The 17,123-nt window shown below is 73.7% G+C and carries 12 protein-coding genes; 5 read left to right on the plus strand and 7 right to left on the minus strand.

All coding sequences use genetic code 11. From position 1 onward, the window contains the following. Positions 1-323: 323 nt before the first annotated feature. The 3 genes from ACFYO5_RS11895 to ACFYO5_RS11905 all read right to left on the minus strand — a co-directional run bounded on the left by ACFYO5_RS11895 (position 324) and on the right by ACFYO5_RS11905 (position 6,158). On the minus strand, positions 324-3,230 hold the full coding sequence (locus ACFYO5_RS11895) for a glycoside hydrolase family 2 TIM barrel-domain containing protein (protein WP_388707389.1): 2,907 nt from the start codon (positions 3,228-3,230) through the stop codon (positions 324-326). Positions 3,231-3,455: 225 nt separating this feature from the next. Next, the gene (locus ACFYO5_RS11900; RefSeq protein WP_388707391.1) at positions 3,456-4,700 is read right to left on the minus strand and encodes an ROK family protein; all 1,245 of its coding nucleotides are present in this window, start codon (positions 4,698-4,700) and stop codon (positions 3,456-3,458) included. A gap of 213 nt (positions 4,701-4,913) precedes the next feature. Next, positions 4,914-6,158: an FAD-binding protein gene (locus tag ACFYO5_RS11905; RefSeq protein ID WP_388707394.1), complete on the minus strand. Its 1,245-nt coding sequence runs from the start codon at positions 6,156-6,158 to the stop codon at positions 4,914-4,916. A gap of 143 nt (positions 6,159-6,301) precedes the next feature. Here ACFYO5_RS11905 and ACFYO5_RS11910 point away from each other — a divergent pair, with 143 nt between their 5' ends. Together ACFYO5_RS11910 and ACFYO5_RS11915 are read left to right on the plus strand one after the other, a co-directional pair. Beyond that, positions 6,302-7,642, plus strand: coding sequence for a radical SAM protein (locus tag ACFYO5_RS11910; protein WP_388707396.1), 1,341 nt, complete (start codon positions 6,302-6,304; stop codon positions 7,640-7,642). Positions 7,643-7,873: 231 nt separating this feature from the next. After that, positions 7,874-9,352: a cellulose binding domain-containing protein gene (locus tag ACFYO5_RS11915; protein WP_388707399.1), complete on the plus strand. Its 1,479-nt coding sequence runs from the start codon at positions 7,874-7,876 to the stop codon at positions 9,350-9,352. Between the two features lie 85 nt (positions 9,353-9,437). On the opposite strand, the gene ACFYO5_RS11920 is transcribed toward ACFYO5_RS11915, so the two are convergent. From ACFYO5_RS11920 to ACFYO5_RS11935, 4 genes are all read right to left on the minus strand, one after another. Then, positions 9,438-11,123 carry an alkaline phosphatase D family protein gene (locus ACFYO5_RS11920; protein ID WP_388707402.1) on the minus strand — a complete coding sequence of 562 codons (1,686 nt, stop codon included), beginning with the start codon at positions 11,121-11,123 and terminating at the stop codon, positions 9,438-9,440. Between the two features lie 196 nt (positions 11,124-11,319). Beyond that, positions 11,320-12,243: an anti-sigma factor RsbA family regulatory protein gene (locus ACFYO5_RS11925; protein ID WP_388709185.1), complete on the minus strand. Its 924-nt coding sequence runs from the start codon at positions 12,241-12,243 to the stop codon at positions 11,320-11,322. A gap of 2 nt (positions 12,244-12,245) precedes the next feature. Then, positions 12,246-12,596 (minus strand): STAS domain-containing protein, encoded by a 351-nt coding sequence (locus ACFYO5_RS11930; protein WP_356562539.1) that lies wholly within the window; start codon positions 12,594-12,596, stop codon positions 12,246-12,248. A gap of 203 nt (positions 12,597-12,799) precedes the next feature. Beyond that, the gene (locus tag ACFYO5_RS11935) at positions 12,800-13,012 is read right to left on the minus strand and encodes a DUF4287 domain-containing protein (protein ID WP_388707405.1); all 213 of its coding nucleotides are present in this window, start codon (positions 13,010-13,012) and stop codon (positions 12,800-12,802) included. A gap of 414 nt (positions 13,013-13,426) precedes the next feature. On the opposite strand from ACFYO5_RS11935, the gene rsgA reads away from it, so the two are divergent. From rsgA to ACFYO5_RS11950, 3 genes are all read left to right on the plus strand, one after another. Then, complete coding sequence (gene rsgA / locus ACFYO5_RS11940) at positions 13,427-14,527, plus strand: ribosome small subunit-dependent GTPase A (protein WP_388707407.1); 1,101 nt, start codon at positions 13,427-13,429, stop codon at positions 14,525-14,527. A 580-nt stretch (positions 14,528-15,107) separates the two neighbouring features. Continuing rightward, positions 15,108-16,493 carry a DNA-3-methyladenine glycosylase 2 family protein gene (locus ACFYO5_RS11945; protein WP_388709187.1) on the plus strand — a complete coding sequence of 462 codons (1,386 nt, stop codon included), beginning with the start codon at positions 15,108-15,110 and terminating at the stop codon, positions 16,491-16,493. Further along, the gene (locus tag ACFYO5_RS11950; RefSeq protein WP_388707409.1) at positions 16,480-17,001 is read left to right on the plus strand and encodes a methylated-DNA--[protein]-cysteine S-methyltransferase; all 522 of its coding nucleotides are present in this window, start codon (positions 16,480-16,482) and stop codon (positions 16,999-17,001) included. The genes ACFYO5_RS11945 and ACFYO5_RS11950 overlap by 14 nt, the downstream gene beginning before the upstream one ends. The last annotated feature ends 122 nt before the right edge of the window (positions 17,002-17,123 follow it).

Genomic DNA, 17,123 nt, shown 5'->3' on the forward strand with positions numbered 1-17,123 from the left:
CGACCCGGCGACCCGGCGACCCGGCGACCCGGCGACCCGGCGACCCGGCGACCCGGCGACCCGGCGACCCGGCGACCCGGCGACCGTCGTCCGGGCGACCGCCGACCGTTTCCGCCGAGCGTTTCCGCCGAGCGGCGTCCGGCGTCCGGCGTCCGCCGACCGCCGACCGCCGACCGCCGACCGCCGACCGCCGACCGTTTCCGTCGACCGGCGACCCGGCGACCCGGCGCCCGGCGACCCGGCGACCCGGCGACCGCCGACCCCGCGCCCCGTCTCCCGCTCTCCTGCGGGACCCGGGGCGCGAGACCGCTCGGCGGGCCGGCTCAGTCGGTTTCCGCGAACACGAAGGAGAACTCGGCGGGACCGGCGTTCAGGAAGTACCGCGGCAGCGGGCCCGGACCGCAGGACTGCGAGCCGATGCCGTGCTGCCCGTGGTCGAGATTGACCCACACGGTCGGGCCGGGCACCAGGTCGGTGCGGTGGCGGGCCGCGTCGAGCTGTTCGTTCGTCCAGCGCCGGGCGCTGAACCAGAACTCCGGGTCGCCCTCGACGCGCAGTCCGCCGATCTCCGCCCAGCGGACGTCGGCGCGGGCGCCGTTCTCCTGCGGGCGGACGTACGGCGTCTGGAGATCGTCCACGGTCGACTGCCAGCGGCCGACCATCGACGCCGCCCGGGTGTCCGGATACGCCTCGCCGGGCCCGCCGCCGAACCAGGTCACCCGGTCGGCCCCGGCGAGTCCGAAGCGGATGCCCAGCCGGGGCAGCGGCAGCGTCCAGTCGCCTTCCGGCGTCACCGACACCGTCAGCCTCAGCCGGCTGCCGTCGGACGTCCAGCGGTACACGGTGGCGAGTCCGACCTCGCGGGCGGCGGGCGCCACCCGGGTCCGCACCGTCAACGCGTCGTCGTCCACCTCGACACCGTCCAGGCGGTGGCGCATGCGGTGCAGGCCCAGCCGGCGCCACAGCGTCGCGTAGCGGGTGTCCGACTGCCACTCGGCGCCGTCGTCGTTGTCGGTGGGCGCCCGCCACACATCGAGGCGCAGTCCCTCCACGGACACTCCGCCGATCGACGTCAGCGCGCCGGTGCGGGCGTCGAAGGCGCCCGGGCCGAGGGTGATCAGCCGGTCGCCGGCCACCTGGGCGCGGGCCGGGACGACGGCCGGGCGCGGCCGGGCGGCGGCCGCCGCGAACTGTCCCCACGCCACCTGGTGCCCCTTCGCCGCCCACGCGGTGTCGGCCGCCAGCAGCGCCCGCACGGTCCACCACGACTCGGCGCCCCGCGCGTCCACCGGCGGCTCCGGCAGCTCCACGTCGGCCGACTCGCCGGGGGCCAGCGGCGGCACGTCCAGCACTCCGGTCCCGACGCTCTCGCCGTCCACCTGGTACGACCACTCGAAGGCGAGCGAGGAGAGGTCGGCGAAATCATGGCCGTTGGTGATCCGCACGGTGCCGTCGGCGCCGTCGCCCCCGATCCGGACCGGCTCGATCACCTTCTTGAACTCGACGAGCCCGGGGGAGGGGGTGCGGTCCGGGAAGAGCAGGCCGTCGCAGACGAAGTTCCCGTCGTGCAGCTCCTCCCCGAAGTCGCCGCCGTACGCGTAGCCGTAGCGGCCGTCCTCGATGCCGTGGTCGATCCACTCCCAGACGAAGCCGCCCTGGAGCCGCTCGTGCGCCTCGAACAGCCGCTGGTAGTCGGCGAGTCCGCCGGGGCCGTTGCCCATGGCGTGGCCGTACTCGCACAGGATGAACGGCAGTCGGCGCCGCCTCGCCGTGCCGCCGTCCAGGCCCCGGCCTATGCGCTCGACCTCGTCGTGGAAGGCGTACATCCGCGAGTACATGTCGGTGTCACGGCAGTCGAGGTCACCCTCGTAGTGGACGAGGCGCGAGGTGTCACGGCCGTGGATCCACTCGGCCATGGCGGTCAGGCCGCGGCCGGTGCCGGCCTCGTTGCCCAGCGACCAGATCACCACCGACGGATGGTTCTTGTCCCGCTCGACCATGCGGGCGGCGCGGTCGAGGAGGGCGGGGGTCCAGCGGTCGTCGTCGACGGGGTTGTCGCGCCAGTCCTGTTCGACGAAGCCGTGGGTCTCCAGGTCGCACTCGTCGATCACCCACAGGCCGTACTCGTCGCACAGGTCGAGGAAGGCGGGGTGCGGCGGGTAGTGGGAGGTGCGGACGGCGTTGATGTTGTGCCGCTTCATCAGCAGCACGTCCTCGCGCATCGTCTCCAGGTCGAGCGCGCGACCCCGCACGGGATGCCACTCGTGCCGGTTGACGCCCTTGAACAGCACGGCGGTGCCGTTCACCTTGATCAGGCCGTCCTCCAGGGCGACGGTGCGGAAACCGACGCGCAGCGGGATCCGCTCGCCCTCGGTCGCCAGCTCGCCGTCGTAGAGCCGGGGCGTCTCCGCACTCCACGGCTCGACGGGGACCGTCACCGGCTCGCCCGTGGCGACATCGATGTCCAGGGCGGGCACGGTCACCCGCCCGTCGACGTCGGAGTCGACGCGCAGGGTGCCCTCGCCCGTCACATGGTCGTAGGAGGCGTGTACGAAGAAGTCGAGCGCGCTGCCCGCCGGGCGGTGCAGCAGCGTCACGTCACGGAAGATGCCCGGCAGCCACCACTGGTCCTGGTCCTCCAGGTACGAACCCGCCGACCACTGGTGCACGCGGACCGCCAGCACATTGCCCGCGGGCCTGAGCAGATGGCCGACCGCGAACTCGTGCGGCAGCCGCGAGCCCTTGAACTCGCCGATGTCCGTGCCGTTCAGCCAGACCCGGGCACAGGACTCCACCCCGTCGAAGCGCAGGACCGCGCCGCCTTCGGCCGGGGCGGGCCAGTCCTCGGGCAGGTCGAAGACCCGCAGGTGGTCACCCGTGGGGTTCTCGGTCGGCACCCGCGGCGGGTCGACCGGGAAGGGGTAGAGGTGGTTGGTGTAGACGGGGGAGCCGTGACCCTGGAGGACCCAGTGACCGGGGACGGCGACCTCGGCCCAGTCCGCGGCGTCGTACCCCGCCGCGGCGAACGACTCGTCCTGCGCGTCGGCCGTGGCCGACAGACGAAAGCGCCAACTGCCGTTCAGGGAGAGAGACGTGGCGTCGGACGACGCGTACCAGGCGCGGGGCGGGAGGGCCCCGGAGCCCGGTGACACGTCCTCGACGTAGCGGACGGCCGAGGGAGGACCCGCCGCTCGGGCTGCGCCGGGAGTGGGGGAGGTGCGCAAAGACATCGGTCTCCTTGTCCGGCCCCGGGCGCGGCGCCAAGGGCTCGAAGGGGTGCGGAGCGGGACGTTAACCTTCGGCAAAGGCTTCGGCAAGGGGTTGGGCGAAGTCCGGAGTCTTCTCGAGGCATGGTGGGGCGAAGTCCGGAGTCTTTCGAAGCATGGTGTGCGTCCGCGGGCCGGACGCCGAGGGCCGCTCGCCCTTCCGCCCCCCCGGCGGGCGCCCCCGCTCCCTCAGGCGGACGGTGCCGTACGGATCCTGCCGCTCGCCTCGCGTCGCGTGCTCCGTTGCCCCACCGACGACAGCGCCCCTTCCAGGGCGAACGTCGCCGCGCCCAGGCAGACCGGATCGGTGGGGATCGGGGAGAGGACGATCTCCGTGGCGGCCAGCGGGCGCCGCAGCGCATGCCGGGCGACCGCCTCGCGCACCTCGTCCAGGAGGGGCTCGCCGAGCCGCGCGGCGACCCAGCTGCTCAGCACGACGACCTCCGGGTTGAGCAGGTTGACCAGGTCGGCGATGCCGGCGGCCAGATAGCGGGCGGTGTCGCGGACCACCTCGACGGCCACCGGGTCGCCGTCGGCGACCGCGCGGGCCAGGGCCTCGACGGTGGCGGTCTGGTCATCGGGGCGCAGCAGCGCGCTGCCCGGGCTCAGATCCGCGAGATTGCGCATGATCCCGGGCGCCCCGACGTACGTCTCCACGCAGCCGTGGTTGCCGCAGTGGCACAGCCGCCCGTCGAGCACGAGCGTGGTGTGCCCCCACTCGCCGGCGCTGTTGCTCACCCCCCGGTGCAGTCCGCCGCCCAGCACCAGCCCCGCGCCGACCCCGGTGCCGAGGTTGACTACGACGGCGTCCCCGCGTCCGCGCGCGGCACCGAACCACAGCTCGGCCACCGCGCAGGCCCGCAGCGGATTGTCCAGGTACAGGGGATACGCGATGTGCTCGCGGAGCAGGTCGAGCAACGGCACGTCGTGCCAGTCCCAGTTGGGCGCGTACTCGGCGATCCCGGTCTCCCGGTCCACCTGCCCCGGCACGCTCACGCCCACGCCGAGGACACGGGCCGCCTCGACGCCCGCCTGCGCGACGACCGAGCCCGCGGCCGCCGCGACGTGGGCGACGACCTGCTCCGGGCGGCTCTCGCCGGGCCGGATGTCCTTCTCGGCGCGGGCCAGCACGTTCAGCGCGAGGTCGAACAGCTCGACATGGACGTACGTCTCCGCGATGTCCACGCCGATCAGCGCGCCCCCCGTGGCGTTGACCGCCACCAGACCACGGGGCCGGCCGCCCGCCGAGTCCTCGAAGCCGACCTCCGTGATCATGCGCAGGTCGAGCAGCTCGCCGACCAGGGTGGCGACGGTGGCGAGGCTGAGGCCGGTGGCCGCGGCCAGCTCCTGTCGGGAGGTCGGGGACCTGGCGATGATCTGGCGCAGCACCTCGTAGCGGTTGGCGGTGCGGATGTCACGCGAGGTGCGCTTCACCGGAGAGCCCCCTCTCTTCCGTGACGGCGTGCCCGTGCACCAGGTGCACGGATGTGCCGATGTGTCGATGTGCCGATACACCGAGATGCCGAGATGCCGAGATGCCGACGTGCCCGGGCCGGGACGGCGTCGGCGCGGCGCCAGGTTATGGCGCGTGGGACGGTTCGACAAGGTCTTAGGAAAGGGGCTGGACAAAGCCCGGGCTCAGGTGGTTCACGCGTCGAGAACGTCCCGCACGAAGGCGTTGGTGAACGTCCCGGCCGGATCCAGTTCCCGGACCAGCGCCCGGAAGTCGTCGATCCGCGGATACCGTCCGCGCACCACGGCGGCGGGTATCTCGTACACCTTCCCCCAGTGCGGCCGGGGCCCGAACGGCCGCAGCGCCGCCTCCAGCGCCCGCACCACCGGGAGTACGGCGGCCGTGTCGTCCACCCACGTGAAGTGCACGGCGACGGAGTCCCGCCCGTGGGCGGGGCTCAGCCACTGCTCGTCGGCGGCGATCGTGCGCACCTCGCAGATCTGCAGTACGGAGGCGACCGTCTCCCGGATACCGTCGATCGCGTACAGGATGTCGGCGGCGTGCTCCCGCGGCAGCAGATACTCGCTCTGCAACTCGTTCCCGCTGCTCGGTGTGAACTCCGCGCGGAAGTGCGGCAACCGCTCGTGCCACGGCCCCGGCACCCCGAACTGCTCCGTGCAGTTGACCGCGGACATCCCCGGCACCGGATGCAGTGCCTCGGTGGCGGGCGCCGCCGACGGGAAACCGGCCAGGGGCTGGTCGGTGCGCCGCTTGAGCCACACCTGCCGGAACCCGGGCGCCCGCCAGTCGGTGAACAGGCTCACGCTGTACGCGGCCGCGGCGACGGCCTCGAAGTCCAGCCCCTCCAGGGGCAGCTCGGTGAACAGATGCTGCTCGACCTCGAAGGCCGGCTCCAGGTCGAGGGTGAGCGCGGTGACGACACCGAGGGCGCCCAGCGAGGTGACGGCCCCGCCGAACCGCTCGTCCCCCCGCCCGATCACGACCGTCGACCCGTCCGCCGTGACGATCTCCACCTCCCGCACCGGCGCCGCGAGGGGGCCGTTGCCCACCCCCGACCCGTGGGTGCCGGTCGCCACCGAGCCGGCCACCGAGATGTGCGGCAGCGAGGCCATGTTCGGCAGCGCCAGCCCGTGCGCGTGGACCCGCCGGGCCAGCTCGGCGTACCGCACCCCGCCGCCGACCCGCGCGGTCCGCGCCGCGGCGTCCACCTCGACCTCGGCGGGCAGCGCGCCCAGCGACAGCAGCACCCCGTCCGCGCCCGGCTCGGCGATCGCGTTGAAGGAGTGCCCGCTGCCCAGCACCCGCACCCGCTCGCTCGACGCCACCAGCGAGCGCAGCTCGTCCAGCGAGGCAGGACGGTGCAGCTCCTTGGCGGTGTACGTGATGTTGCCCGCCCAGTTGGTCACGGTCTCGGCCATGCGGTCGCCCTCCCCAGGAGATCGAGAACCAGGAATTCCCAGGTGGAACCTACCCTGCCCCCGACACAGGGCCCCCGCCCCCACCCCCGCGCGAGCAGGGGCATACCGTGAGGAGTCGTACGCCTGAGCCGGGAGGAGAGACGATGGGCAGCCGTACCGCGCTGGTCGAGGATCTGATGAGGCGGTTTCCGCAGGTGCCGCGGGAGGCCGTGTTCAAGGAGGACCTGCTGCGCGGGGGCGTCGCCTTCGACCCCTCCGCGCTCAGCGACAACGAGGGCGGTGAGGTCAAGCCGAAGTCGTACTTCATCTTCTCCTTCGACCACGGCACCCTCCCGGAGCTGGGCGAGGCCGCGCTGCGCCGCCCGCCGGAGGAGATCATCCTCACCGGCGGCCCCTACGACCTGCGGCGCACGGTCGTCTCGGTCCGGGTGAACCCCGCCTCGCCGTACCGGGTGGCGGCCGACGAGGACGGCATGCTCGGCCTCTACCTCGACGGGAAGCGGATCTCCGACGTCGGGGTGCCGCCGATGCCCGAGTACTACCGGCACAAGCTCTCCAACGGGAAGTCCGTGATGGAGGTCGCCCCCACCATCCAGTGGGGCTATCTGATCTACCTGACCGTCTTCCGGGTCTGCCAGTACTTCGGCGCCAAGGAGGAGTGCCAGTACTGCGACATCAACCACAACTGGCGCCAGCACAAGGCCGCCGGTCGACCGTATACAGGAGTCAAGGACGTCGAGGAGGTCCTCGAAGCCCTGGAGATCATCGACCGTTACGACACCGCGAAGGTCTCCACCGCCTACACGCTCACCGGCGGCGCCATCACCAGGACGGTCGCCGGGCGCGACGAGGCCGACTTCTACGGCCACTACGCCAAGGCCATCGAGGAGCGCTTCCCGGGCCGCTGGATCGGCAAGGTCGTCGCGCAGGCCCTCCCGCGCGACGACGTGCAGCGCTTCAAGGACCACGGCGTCCAGATCTACCACCCCAACTACGAGGTGTGGGACCGCCGCCTGTTCGAGCTGTACTGCCCGGGCAAGGAGCGTTACGTCGGCCGCGACGAGTGGCACAAGCGCATCCTCGACTCGGCGGAGATCTTCGGCGCGCGCAACGTCATCCCCAACTTCGTCGCCGGCGTGGAGATGGCCGAGCCGTTCGGTTTCACCACCGTGGACGAGGCGATCGCGTCCACCACCGAGGGCCTGCGTTTCTTCATGTCGCACGGCATCACCCCGCGCTTCACGACCTGGTGCCCGGAGCCGACCACCCCGCTCGGCAAGGCCAACCCGCAGGGCGCGCCGCTGGAATACCACATCCGTCTGCTGGAGGCCTACCGGGCCACGATGGACGAGTTCGGCCTCGCCTCGCCGCCCGGCTACGGCCCGCCCGGCCCCGGCCGCGCGGTCTTCTCCGTCAGCTCCTTCATGGACAGCCTGCCGGCGAACCAGCCCTCGGCCACGGCGGCCGGCCCCTCGACCGTCTGAGGGAACCGCGCCCGGAAAAAGGTTCCACCGCATTGAGTCGCAGGGCGGTCCGCGCCCGTACTGGAGGCCGAGAGGCCCGGTCGTGAGGGCGCGGACCGCCCTGTTCTGACATCTGAACAGGGCGCTTGTCAGTTGTGCGAGAGTCGTGAAAAGCTCTGCCTCTGCCGCGAGGTTCCCCCAACTCCATTGCCGACATGTCGAGTTGACCTTGCTTGTGGATGCCGGAGACTCATGCCCGACCTGCCGACCCCCAAGGACGCCGCCGAGGCCGCGCTCTTCTCGGAGTGCTGGGACGCCGTCCTGTCGTACGCCGACCTGTGCACCTCCGGTTCCATTGCGGCCAACCAACTGGCCCGCGAGGCGTTCGCGCTCGGCATCCGCGAGGCCCGTGCGGCCGAGGACGGCACCCGGCAGGCGGCCGGCCGCCGGGCGTCCCGGCTGCCCCGGATCCCCCTGCTGCTGACCGCCGTACGCACCACGGCCGCCGCCTGGGAGGTCCAGGGGCAGGGCCACAAACTCGACCCCGACCTGCGCCTGTGGCTGAACTCCGAGAAGGCCGCGCGCTACACGGGACCGCCCCTGCGCCGGCCCATCGCCCTGCGCGGGCTGCGCGACATGCAGGAGCCGGACGCCGCGCTGCTGTGGCTGGCCGAGGTGGAGGCGCTGCCGCCGCGCGCCGTCGCCCGCCGGCAGGGGCTGGACCCGGCCGCCGCGATGGAGGAACTCAACCAGGTCCGAGGACTGTTCCGGGACCGCTGCCACCGCAACCATCTCGACACGCCGATGGACGCCGAGTGCCGCAGCTACGTCCGGCTCCTCGACGCCGTCACCCGCTCGCCCGTCGCCGAGACGCCCGAGGACCTCTCCCGCCACCTCGCCACCTGCGTGGAGTGCGCGGAGGCCGCGGCGTGTCTGCGGCTGCACGGCGGCGGGCTGCCCGCGGCGCTGGCCCAGGGCGTGATCGGCTGGGGCGGACTGGCCTATCTGGAGCGCCGCCGCCGCGCCGCCGAGGTGCGGATGGGCGCGGGCCGCCCCGCCGCGCCCGACCCGGACGGCGAGTGGGGCGACCCGGCCGCGAACAAGGCGCGCACCCTGCGCAACGGGCTGCTCGTCGCCGCGGTCCTGGTCTCCGCGCTGGCCCTCGCCGTGTCGCTGATGCCGTTCGGCGACAGCGACGTCGACGCGCGGGGCGGCCTCCCCACCGACAGCACGCCGGTGGCCGGCCCCGGCAACCCGTCCGGGTCGTCCGCCGCGCCCGGCACCTCACCGTCGTCGACCGGCACGGGCACCGGCACCGCCCCCGGCTCCCCGAAGCCCTCCGGCAGCGGTACCCCCTCGGCCACGACCCGGACCGATCCGGAACCCCAGGGCACCTCCTCGCCCGCCGCCCGCACGGCGGCCTGCCAGGTGGCGTACGACCTCGTCAACCAGTGGCCCGACGGCTTCCAGGCCACCGTCACCGTGACCACCACCGAGGCGCTGGACTCCTGGCGGGTCTCCTGGTCCTTCCGGGACGGTCAGCGGGTCGACCAGATGTGGGACGCGAGCGTCGCCCAGAACGGTTCGCGGGTCACCGCCTCCGCCGCCGACTACAACAAGGACGTCCCGGCGGACGGCAGCCTCTCCTTCGGCTTCCTCGCCTCCTGGCAGAACAAGAACACGGCACCGTACGCCTTCAGCCTGAACGGCGAGACCTGCACCCTGTCCTGACCTTCCGGCGACACCGTTCGGCGACTCCGTCCGCCGTCACGCCCGGCGGCGCCGTCCGCCGTGATCGCCGGGCGGCGCCGCCGCGTCACACCGGTGTCAGGCCCGGGTTGCCCGCCTCCGTGACGAAGGACGCCGCCGTGGAGACGGGGGACCCCGGGGTGGTCACCGCCGCCAGCGTCCTGAAGTCGGCGCGGGCCGCGTCCGGGGTCAGCTCCACCCGGACGTAGCCGCGCCGGCCGTCGTAGAAGCGCAGATGCGGGTTGGCCGTGAGGTAGGTCTGCCAGTTGGCGGGCCGCTCGGTGCCGTCCTTGCCGCTGGCGACGGACGTGGCCACGATCTCGGTGCCGACCGTTGTCGAGTCCGGGTCGTCGAAGTCGGCCTTGATGTCGAAGGCGTAGCCCACATGGACGTCGCCGGTCAGCACGACCAGGTTGCTCACCCCCGCCGCCCGCGCCCCCGTCAGGAGGCGGCCGCGGGAGGCGCGGTAGCCGTCCCAGGCGTCCATCGACATCTTCGCCTGCGCGTCGAGGGAGAGTCTGCGCTGGGAGAAGCAGACCTGTTGCGGCATCACGTTCCACACCGCGTCGGACGCCCGCCAGCCGTCCAGCAGCCAGCGTTCCTGCGCCGCGCCGGTCATGGTGCGCGCCGGATCGTCCGACTCCGGGCCGGGTGGGTGCTGGACGTCGCCGTACGCCTGGTCGGAGCGGTACTGGCGGGTGTCGAGAATGTCGAACTGCGCGAGCGAACCCCAGTGCAGACGCCGGTACAACGGCATGTCGGGCCCGACCGGCGACCGGTCGGCGCGCAGCGGCTGGTGCTCCCAGTACGCCCGGTAGGCGGCGGCCCGCCGCAGCAGGAACTCGGCGGGCGGGCTGCCGTGCTCGTCGACGGCGCCGGCGTAGTTGTTCTCGGTCTCGTGGTCGTCCCAGGCGACGACGAAGGGGTGGGCGGCGTGCGCGGCGCGCAGGTCGGGATCGCTCTTGTAGAGGGCGTACCGCAGCCGGTAGTCCTCCAGGGTGAGCGTCTCCCGGTCGAACACCGCGGGCAGCACCCGGTCCGCGTAGGCGCGCGCCCCGCCGACGGAGTTCACCGGGTACTCGTACAGGTAGTCCCCGAGGTGGAACACCACGTCGATGTCCTCCTGCGCGAGGTGCCGGTGCGCCGTGAAGTACCCGTCGTGGTACGCCTGGCAGGACACGGCCGCGAAGGCGAGCGAGCCGGGGGCGGCGCCGGGGGCGGGCGCGGTGCGGGTGCGGCCGGTCTCGCTGATCCAGGCGCCCGTCCTGAACCGGTAGTAGTACGGCCGTCCCGCGTCCAGGCCGGTGACGTCCACGTGCACGGTGTGGTTGTACTCGGGCAGGGCGAGGGCGGTCCCGCCGCGCACCACCAGGCCGAAGCGCTCGTCGTGCGCCAGCTCCCACTGCACCGCGACGCTCTGGCCGGCGAGCCCCCCGCCGGGCGCGTACGGCTCCGGAGCGATCCGCGTCCACAGGACCACCGAGTCGGGCAGCGGGTCACCGGAGGCGACGCCCAGGGTGAAGGGATCCTCGGAGATCCTCGCCGGGTCGAGCCGGCCGGCCGCCGCGGCGCCCCTGGCGGGTGCCTGGGTGGCGAAGGCGAGGGCCGCCGCGGCGGCGGTGAGGGTCAGGAAGCGGCGGCGGCCGAAGTGCCGGGCGGCGGCGTGCGGTTCGGGGCCGTGGAGGAGCGCGGCGTGCCGGGGGGCGGCGGAGCCGGGGAGCAGCGGGGTTCGGTGACGGCCGGTCGGACGCATGGGGCTCGGCTCCCGTGAGGATCAGGGGGCGTCTGCGGCCTCGGCGGCCGGAGCCCGCGGCGCGGGCTCCTAGATGCTAAACGGACAATCTTCCCAATCCCGGCAGGCGTGACGTTTCTTCGGGGTCGTGGTCGCCGACAGGGCCGCGCGCGGCCCCTTCTGAGCGGACGTCAGCGCGGGAAGGGGGGGGGGACCTCTACAGGCCGACGTAGAACCGTACGGCCGTGCCGTCCGGTGCCGTGTGCAGACGCACCAGGTCGGACACGTAGTGCACCAGCATCAGGCCGCGGCCGCCGATCTGACCGCGTTCCGGCGGCCTGCGGCCGGCCAGCGGGTCGGCCAGCCGGCCCTGGTCGCGGACCTCGCACACGACCTGCCCCGCCTCGGCCCAGATCCGCAGCACGCCCTGGCCGCCGCCGTGGATCACGCTGTTGGTCGTCAGCTCCGCGACGGCCAGTTCCGTGTCCTGGAGCCGCTGCCCGGCCAGGCCCAGCTGTGCGGCCCGGTCCACGGCGAAGTGGCGGGCGTCGGGGAGTTCGGCGGAGCCGAAGGAGAAGACGGCGGCGTCCGGCGCGGGGGTGAGCGCCTCGTTGTAACGGTCCACCACGGCCCGCCAGTCGTAGGCCTCGCTGGTCCGCTCACGGCCCCCGGCGATGAGGGTGGGATGGGTGATCCGTGCGTCGGCGAGCACCTCGTCGTCCAGGCGGCTCTCGTCGTACGGGCACAGGATCGTGGCCGCCCGGCCCTCGAAGGCCGCGTTGATCAGCGCCTCGTGCTGCGCGCACGCCGGGTACTCGACGGAGGTGCGGCCGGCCCAGATCGGCTCGCCGATGATCCGCACCCGCGAGTGCGGATGGGCGTCGGCGAAGGCGCGCAGGACGCCCGGGATGATCCGTCCGGGGTTGCGGCCGGCGTCGGTCATGTCCAGGAGGAGGACATCCTCGGCGTCCGGGCCCAGTTCGTCCCTGATGATCCCCAGGTTGGGGCCGGGCACGGCCACCGCGACCGGTTCACCGAGGGTCAAGCCCTCCCGGACGAAGGTGACCGTGTGGTCGGCGTAGTCCTGTCCGGTGCGGTAGAACAGCGCCGGATGGACGAACTTCTCGTCGGCTGTCGGCATCATCACGGCGCCACCTCGATCCCATGCAGCGTCGGCCAGAACAGAGCCAGCACGCGCGGCAGTTGCGGGGGAGGGGACTCTACGACGACCCGTCCACCCGGCAGGTTCATCGCGGTGACGGCGAGCGCGGACACGCCTGCCACGTCGACGAAGCGCACGTGGGAGAGTTCCACGTAGGACACGTCCGCGTGTCGTCGGGCCAGTTCGGCCAGCGCGCCCTCCCAGGACGGGCGGGTGGTCATGTTGATCTCACCACTGACGCGGATTCCGGCACGACCGGACAACGGGCTCACCTCCAGCACGGCATTGCCGTGCGCGTGAGCGGGGTTACCCCAGTCGCGCGTGCCATCCACACTCGGTCTCCTCCGCGGTCGCCGACCGTCTGCTTCGTCCTCGCGTGGCGTGGACGGAGGACGGCGCTTCTCCGACCATGCAGCCTACCCCCGTCCGGCGGCTCGGGCGGCGTCACTCCGCCCGTGCCATGCGGCTTCCCCCCGGCGGCGCGGCCATGCCTTCCCGCCCCCGGCTCGCCCGGGTGTCCCACGGGACGGACGGTTCAGCGGTCGGCGTCCTCCGCGAGGGTGTGCGCCACGAGGGCGTTGGCGTGGCCGTGGCCGAGACCGTGCTCGGACTTGAGCCAGGCGACCAGTTCCCCGTGCCGTGCCAGCGGCGAGCTGCGGATCAGCCGCTGCCACTCGGCGACCGGCCGGCCGTACTTCTTCTCGATCGAGGGGAAATGGCCGGCGGGACCTTTCACGGGAGCGCTCATGGGTGTCGCGTCCTTTCCTGCGGCGGGATGGCGCACTGATGACCTGAGGGAGACGCGGAAGTCATCGGCCAGGTGGCGAGACGCGTGTCACAGGTGACGCGAACCCGTAGCGGCGGGACGGTACGGGCCGGGGAAAACCGATGGCGTCGGCCGTCGGCGCGCTCCTATCCTGACCGGGCTTCCCGGCCGCCACCGGCGTGACCCGGACGACGCGCACGACGTGCCCGGCGCACATGACGTACAGGGCGCCCACGACACGGATACAGGAGGTGTGACCGATGACTGTCGCCAAGACGGGTGCTGTCCGCAGCCACCAGACGTTCGTCCACCGCACCTCAGCGGTCCCCGGCTGACCACACGAGCTTCGGCGCGCCCTGGGCGCGCCGCCGGGACCGCCCCTGTGAAGGGTCTGTCTTGAACCTCTCCACCTCCCCGGATCCGTCCCACCCGCTCGCCCCCTACGGCTGGGACGAGGGATGGGCGGCCGAGTTCGCCGTACACGCCGAGCGGGGTCTGCTGCCCGGCCGTGTCGTCCGCGTCGACCGCGGGCAGTGCGACGTCGTCACCGATGACGGCACCGTCCGCGCGGACACCGCCTTCGTCACCCCGCACGACCCCCTGCGCGTCGTGTGCACCGGAGACTGGGTCGCCGTCGACACGGACGGCAGCCCGCGCTACGTACGGGCGTACCTGCCGCGCCGCACCGCCTTCGTGCGCTCCACCTCCTCCAAGCGGTCCGAGGGGCAGATCCTCGCGGCCAACGTCGACCACGCGATCGTCGCCCTGTCGCTCGCCGTCGAACTCGACCTCGGACGGGTCGAACGGTTCCTGGCGCTGGCCTGGGAGTCCGGCGCCCAGCCCGTCGTCGTCCTCACCAAGGCGGACCTCGTCACCGACCCCGCCACGCTCGCCCACCTCGTCCAGGACGTCCGGAAAAGCGCGCCCGGCGTGCCGGTGCTCACCGCCAGCGCCCTGGCCGGGCACGGTGTCGGGGAGCTGGCCGCGCTCCTCGGCCGGGGCACGTCCGTGCTGCTGGGAGCGTCCGGCGCGGGCAAGTCGACCCTCGCCAACGCGCTCGTCGGCGAGGACGTCATGGACGTGCGGGCCACCCGCGACATGGACGGCAAGGGGCGGCACACCACGACCACCCGCAACCTGCTGCCGCTGCCCGGCGGAGGCGTCCTCATCGACACGCCCGGACTGCGCGGCGTCGGGCTGTGGGACGCGGGGCGCGGCGTCGGCCAGGTGTTCGCCGAGATCGAGGAGTTCGCCCGCGGCTGCCGTTTCCAGGACTGCGCCCACGAGCGCGAGCCGGGCTGCGCGGTACTCGCGGCCGCGGACAACGGCGACCTGCCGGTCCGGCGGCTGGAGAGCTACCGCAAGCTCGTCCGGGAGAACCGGTGGATCGTCGCCAAGTCCGACGCCCGGCTCCGTGGCGACGTCCGCCAGGACGGGAAACGCAAGCAGGCGGCCGGGCGGGCCGCCGGGCGCGCCAAGCGCGCGGGCGAGTGGTGAACGCGGGGCACCGCGGCCGGACCGAGCCACCGTGCCGCCGAGGGCGCAGGCACGCCGAGGGCGCAGGCACGCCGAGGGCGCAGGCACGCCGAACGGGGCGGCGTCGCCGTGCGGGTGCGGTGGGGTGAGGTAGGGGGGCTCCCTGAGCGGGTGAGCGGGCCCGGCCACGAGGCCGGGCCCGTCCGGACATCGTCCCGCCCGCCCCGAGCCGGTCCTGCCCGGCCAGGTTCGCCCGGTGCGGCTCGGTCCGGTCTACTCTCCCCGCCTTCCCTGAGCGGCTCGGCTCGGTCCGGTCTGCCCCGCTCCGCCTTGTCCGGCGGCCCCGTCCAGTCCGCTCGGCCTCGCCAGTCCGGCATCGCCCTTCCTGGTCGGCCGTGCTCGGCCACGTGTGGGCACCGTCCCGCCCGTCCAGGTCGGCCCTGCCCGGCGAGGTTCCGCCTCCCGGTCTGGCGCCCGGTTCGGCCCCGGTCCGGTCTCGCGCCCGGTCCGTACCGGTGAGCGGGAACCGGCCGGGGACCGTACCGTCACGTCCGATTTCCGCTAGCGGCATTCTCCGTGCGGGCGAAGACTGGGGTCCGTGATGGACGAGGAGAGCAGGTACGAGGCGGTTCGCAGCCGGGACGCCCGGTTCGACGGCGCGTTCTACTTCGCCGTCGAGACGACCGGCATCTACTGCCGGCCCAGCTGCCCCGCCGTGACCCCGAAGCGCCGCAACGTACGGTTCTTCGCGACGGCCGCCGCCGCGCAGGGCTCGGGTTTCCGGGCCTGCCGGCGGTGTCGTCCGGACGCCAGCCCGGGGTCCGCCGAGTGGAACGTGCGCGCCGACGTCGTGGGCCGCGCCATGCGGCTGATCGGGGACGGGGTCGTCGACCGCGAGGGCGTCGCCGGGCTCGCCGTGCGCCTCGGATACAGCGCCCGTCAGGTGCAGCGCCAGCTCACCGCCGAACTCGGCGCGGGGCCCGTCGCGCTCGCCCGCGCGCAGCGCGCGCACACCGCTCGGGTGCTGCTGCGGACGACCGGCCTGCCGGTCACGGAGATCGCCTTCGCCTCCGGCTTCGCCAGCGTCCGCCAGTTCAACGACACGATCCGCGCCGTGTACGCCGCCACCCCGACCCAACTGCGGGCCGCCGCCCCCCGCCGGGACCGCACGGCCGCACCGGGAGCCGGGATCCCGCTGCGGCTCGCCCACCGGGGCCCCTACCAGCCCGCTCCGGTGTTCGACCTGCTCGAACGGGAGGCCGTGGCCGGTGTGGAGGAGGTGAGCGGTCCGCCGGGCGGCCGCACCTACCGCCGCACCCTCCGCCTCCCGTACGGCACCGGCGTCGTCGCCGTCCGGGAACGGCCGGGTCACGGCCCGGGCACCGCCGTCCACCCCGGCGGCTGGCTCGACGCGCGCCTCGGCCTCACCGACCCGCGTGACCTGACCACCGCCGTCCAGCGGCTGCGCCGGCTGTTCGACCTCGACGCCGACCCGTACGCCGTCGACGAGCGGCTCGGCGCGCACCCGCGGCTCGCCCCACTCGTCGCCGCCCGGCCCGGACTGCGCGCGCCCGGCGCCGCCGACCCGGAGGAGTACGCGGTGCGCGCGCTGGTGGGCCCTGCCGAGGCGGGGCACCTGGTGCGTGCCCACGGCAAGACGCTGGACGCGCCCTGCGGCGGCCTCACCCACCTCTTCCCCGAACCGGCCGCCCTCGCCGACAGCGCCGGCGTCCTGGGCCGGCTCGCCACCGCTCTCGCCGACGGCACCGTACGGCTCGACCCCGGCGTCGACCGGGACGACGCCGAGGAGGCGCTGCTCGCCGTGCCCGGCCTGGACGCGCGTACGGTGGCGGCGATCCGGGCCCGCGCCCTCGGCGACCCCGACGTCGCGCCGCCCGGCGCCGGCGTCCCCGACACCTGGCGTCCCTGGCGGACGTACGCCCTTCACCACCTGCGTGCAGCGGAGGAAGCCCATGTATTTCACTGACGTCGACAGCCCGCTCGGCCCCCTGCTCCTCACCGCGGGCCCGGACGGCGTGCTGACCTCGCTGTCCGTTCCGGGGCAGAAGGGCGGCCGGACCGTCCGGGACGGCCAACGGCGCGACCCGGGGCCCTTCCGCGCCGCGAAGGAGCAGCTGGCCGCCTACTTCGCCGCCGACCTGAAGGAGTTCCGGCTGGAGACGCGCGCCGAGGGCACGCCGTTCCGGATGCGCGTCTGGGCCGCCCTGGACTCGGTGCCCTACGGCGCCACCGCGACGTACGGCGAGATCGCGGCCCGCGCCGGGGCCTCACGGGCGGCCGTACGGGCCGTCGGCGGGGCCATCGGCGCCAACCCGCTGCTGATCGTCCGGCCCTGCCACCGCGTCATCGGAGCCGACGGCTCGCTGACCGGCTACGCGGGCGGTCTGGAGCGCAAGGTGCGGCTGCTGACGCTGGAAGGGGTCGAGGCCGCCGGAGCCCCGGCGGGGATGCTCATGGAGCCGGGAAGCCGGTGAGCCGGGAGGTGTAGGAGCGTCGCGCTCCGATCCCGGCGACCGTGGATGCGGTGGGGGTGGAGGAAGCCCCACCGGTTCTGCCTGCGGGCCGACGGTGTCGGCCGCTCGGCGGCGGACCACGC

The sequence above is a fragment of the Streptomyces sp. NPDC006259 genome, assembly GCF_042870975.1.
Taxonomy (GTDB): domain Bacteria; phylum Actinomycetota; class Actinomycetes; order Streptomycetales; family Streptomycetaceae; genus Streptomyces.

Bases quoted from the DNA above. Each gene is read 5' to 3' on its own strand.
- ACFYO5_RS11895 (WP_388707389.1), bottom strand. From the start codon at position 3,230: ATGTCTTTGCGCACCTCCCCCACTCCCGGCGCAGCCCGAGCGGCGGGT.
- ACFYO5_RS11905 (WP_388707394.1), bottom strand. From the start codon at position 6,158: ATGGCCGAGACCGTGACCAACTGGGCGGGCAACATCACGTACACCGCC.
- ACFYO5_RS11910 (WP_388707396.1), top strand. From the start codon at position 6,302: ATGGGCAGCCGTACCGCGCTGGTCGAGGATCTGATGAGGCGGTTTCCG.
- ACFYO5_RS11915 (WP_388707399.1), top strand. From the start codon at position 7,874: ATGCCCGACCTGCCGACCCCCAAGGACGCCGCCGAGGCCGCGCTCTTC.
- ACFYO5_RS11920 (WP_388707402.1), bottom strand. From the start codon at position 11,123: ATGCGTCCGACCGGCCGTCACCGAACCCCGCTGCTCCCCGGCTCCGCC.
- ACFYO5_RS11925 (WP_388709185.1), bottom strand. From the start codon at position 12,243: ATGCCGACAGCCGACGAGAAGTTCGTCCATCCGGCGCTGTTCTACCGC.
- ACFYO5_RS11935 (WP_388707405.1), bottom strand. From the start codon at position 13,012: ATGAGCGCTCCCGTGAAAGGTCCCGCCGGCCATTTCCCCTCGATCGAG.
- ACFYO5_RS11945 (WP_388709187.1), top strand. From the start codon at position 15,108: ATGGACGAGGAGAGCAGGTACGAGGCGGTTCGCAGCCGGGACGCCCGG.
- ACFYO5_RS11950 (WP_388707409.1), top strand. From the start codon at position 16,480: ATGTATTTCACTGACGTCGACAGCCCGCTCGGCCCCCTGCTCCTCACC.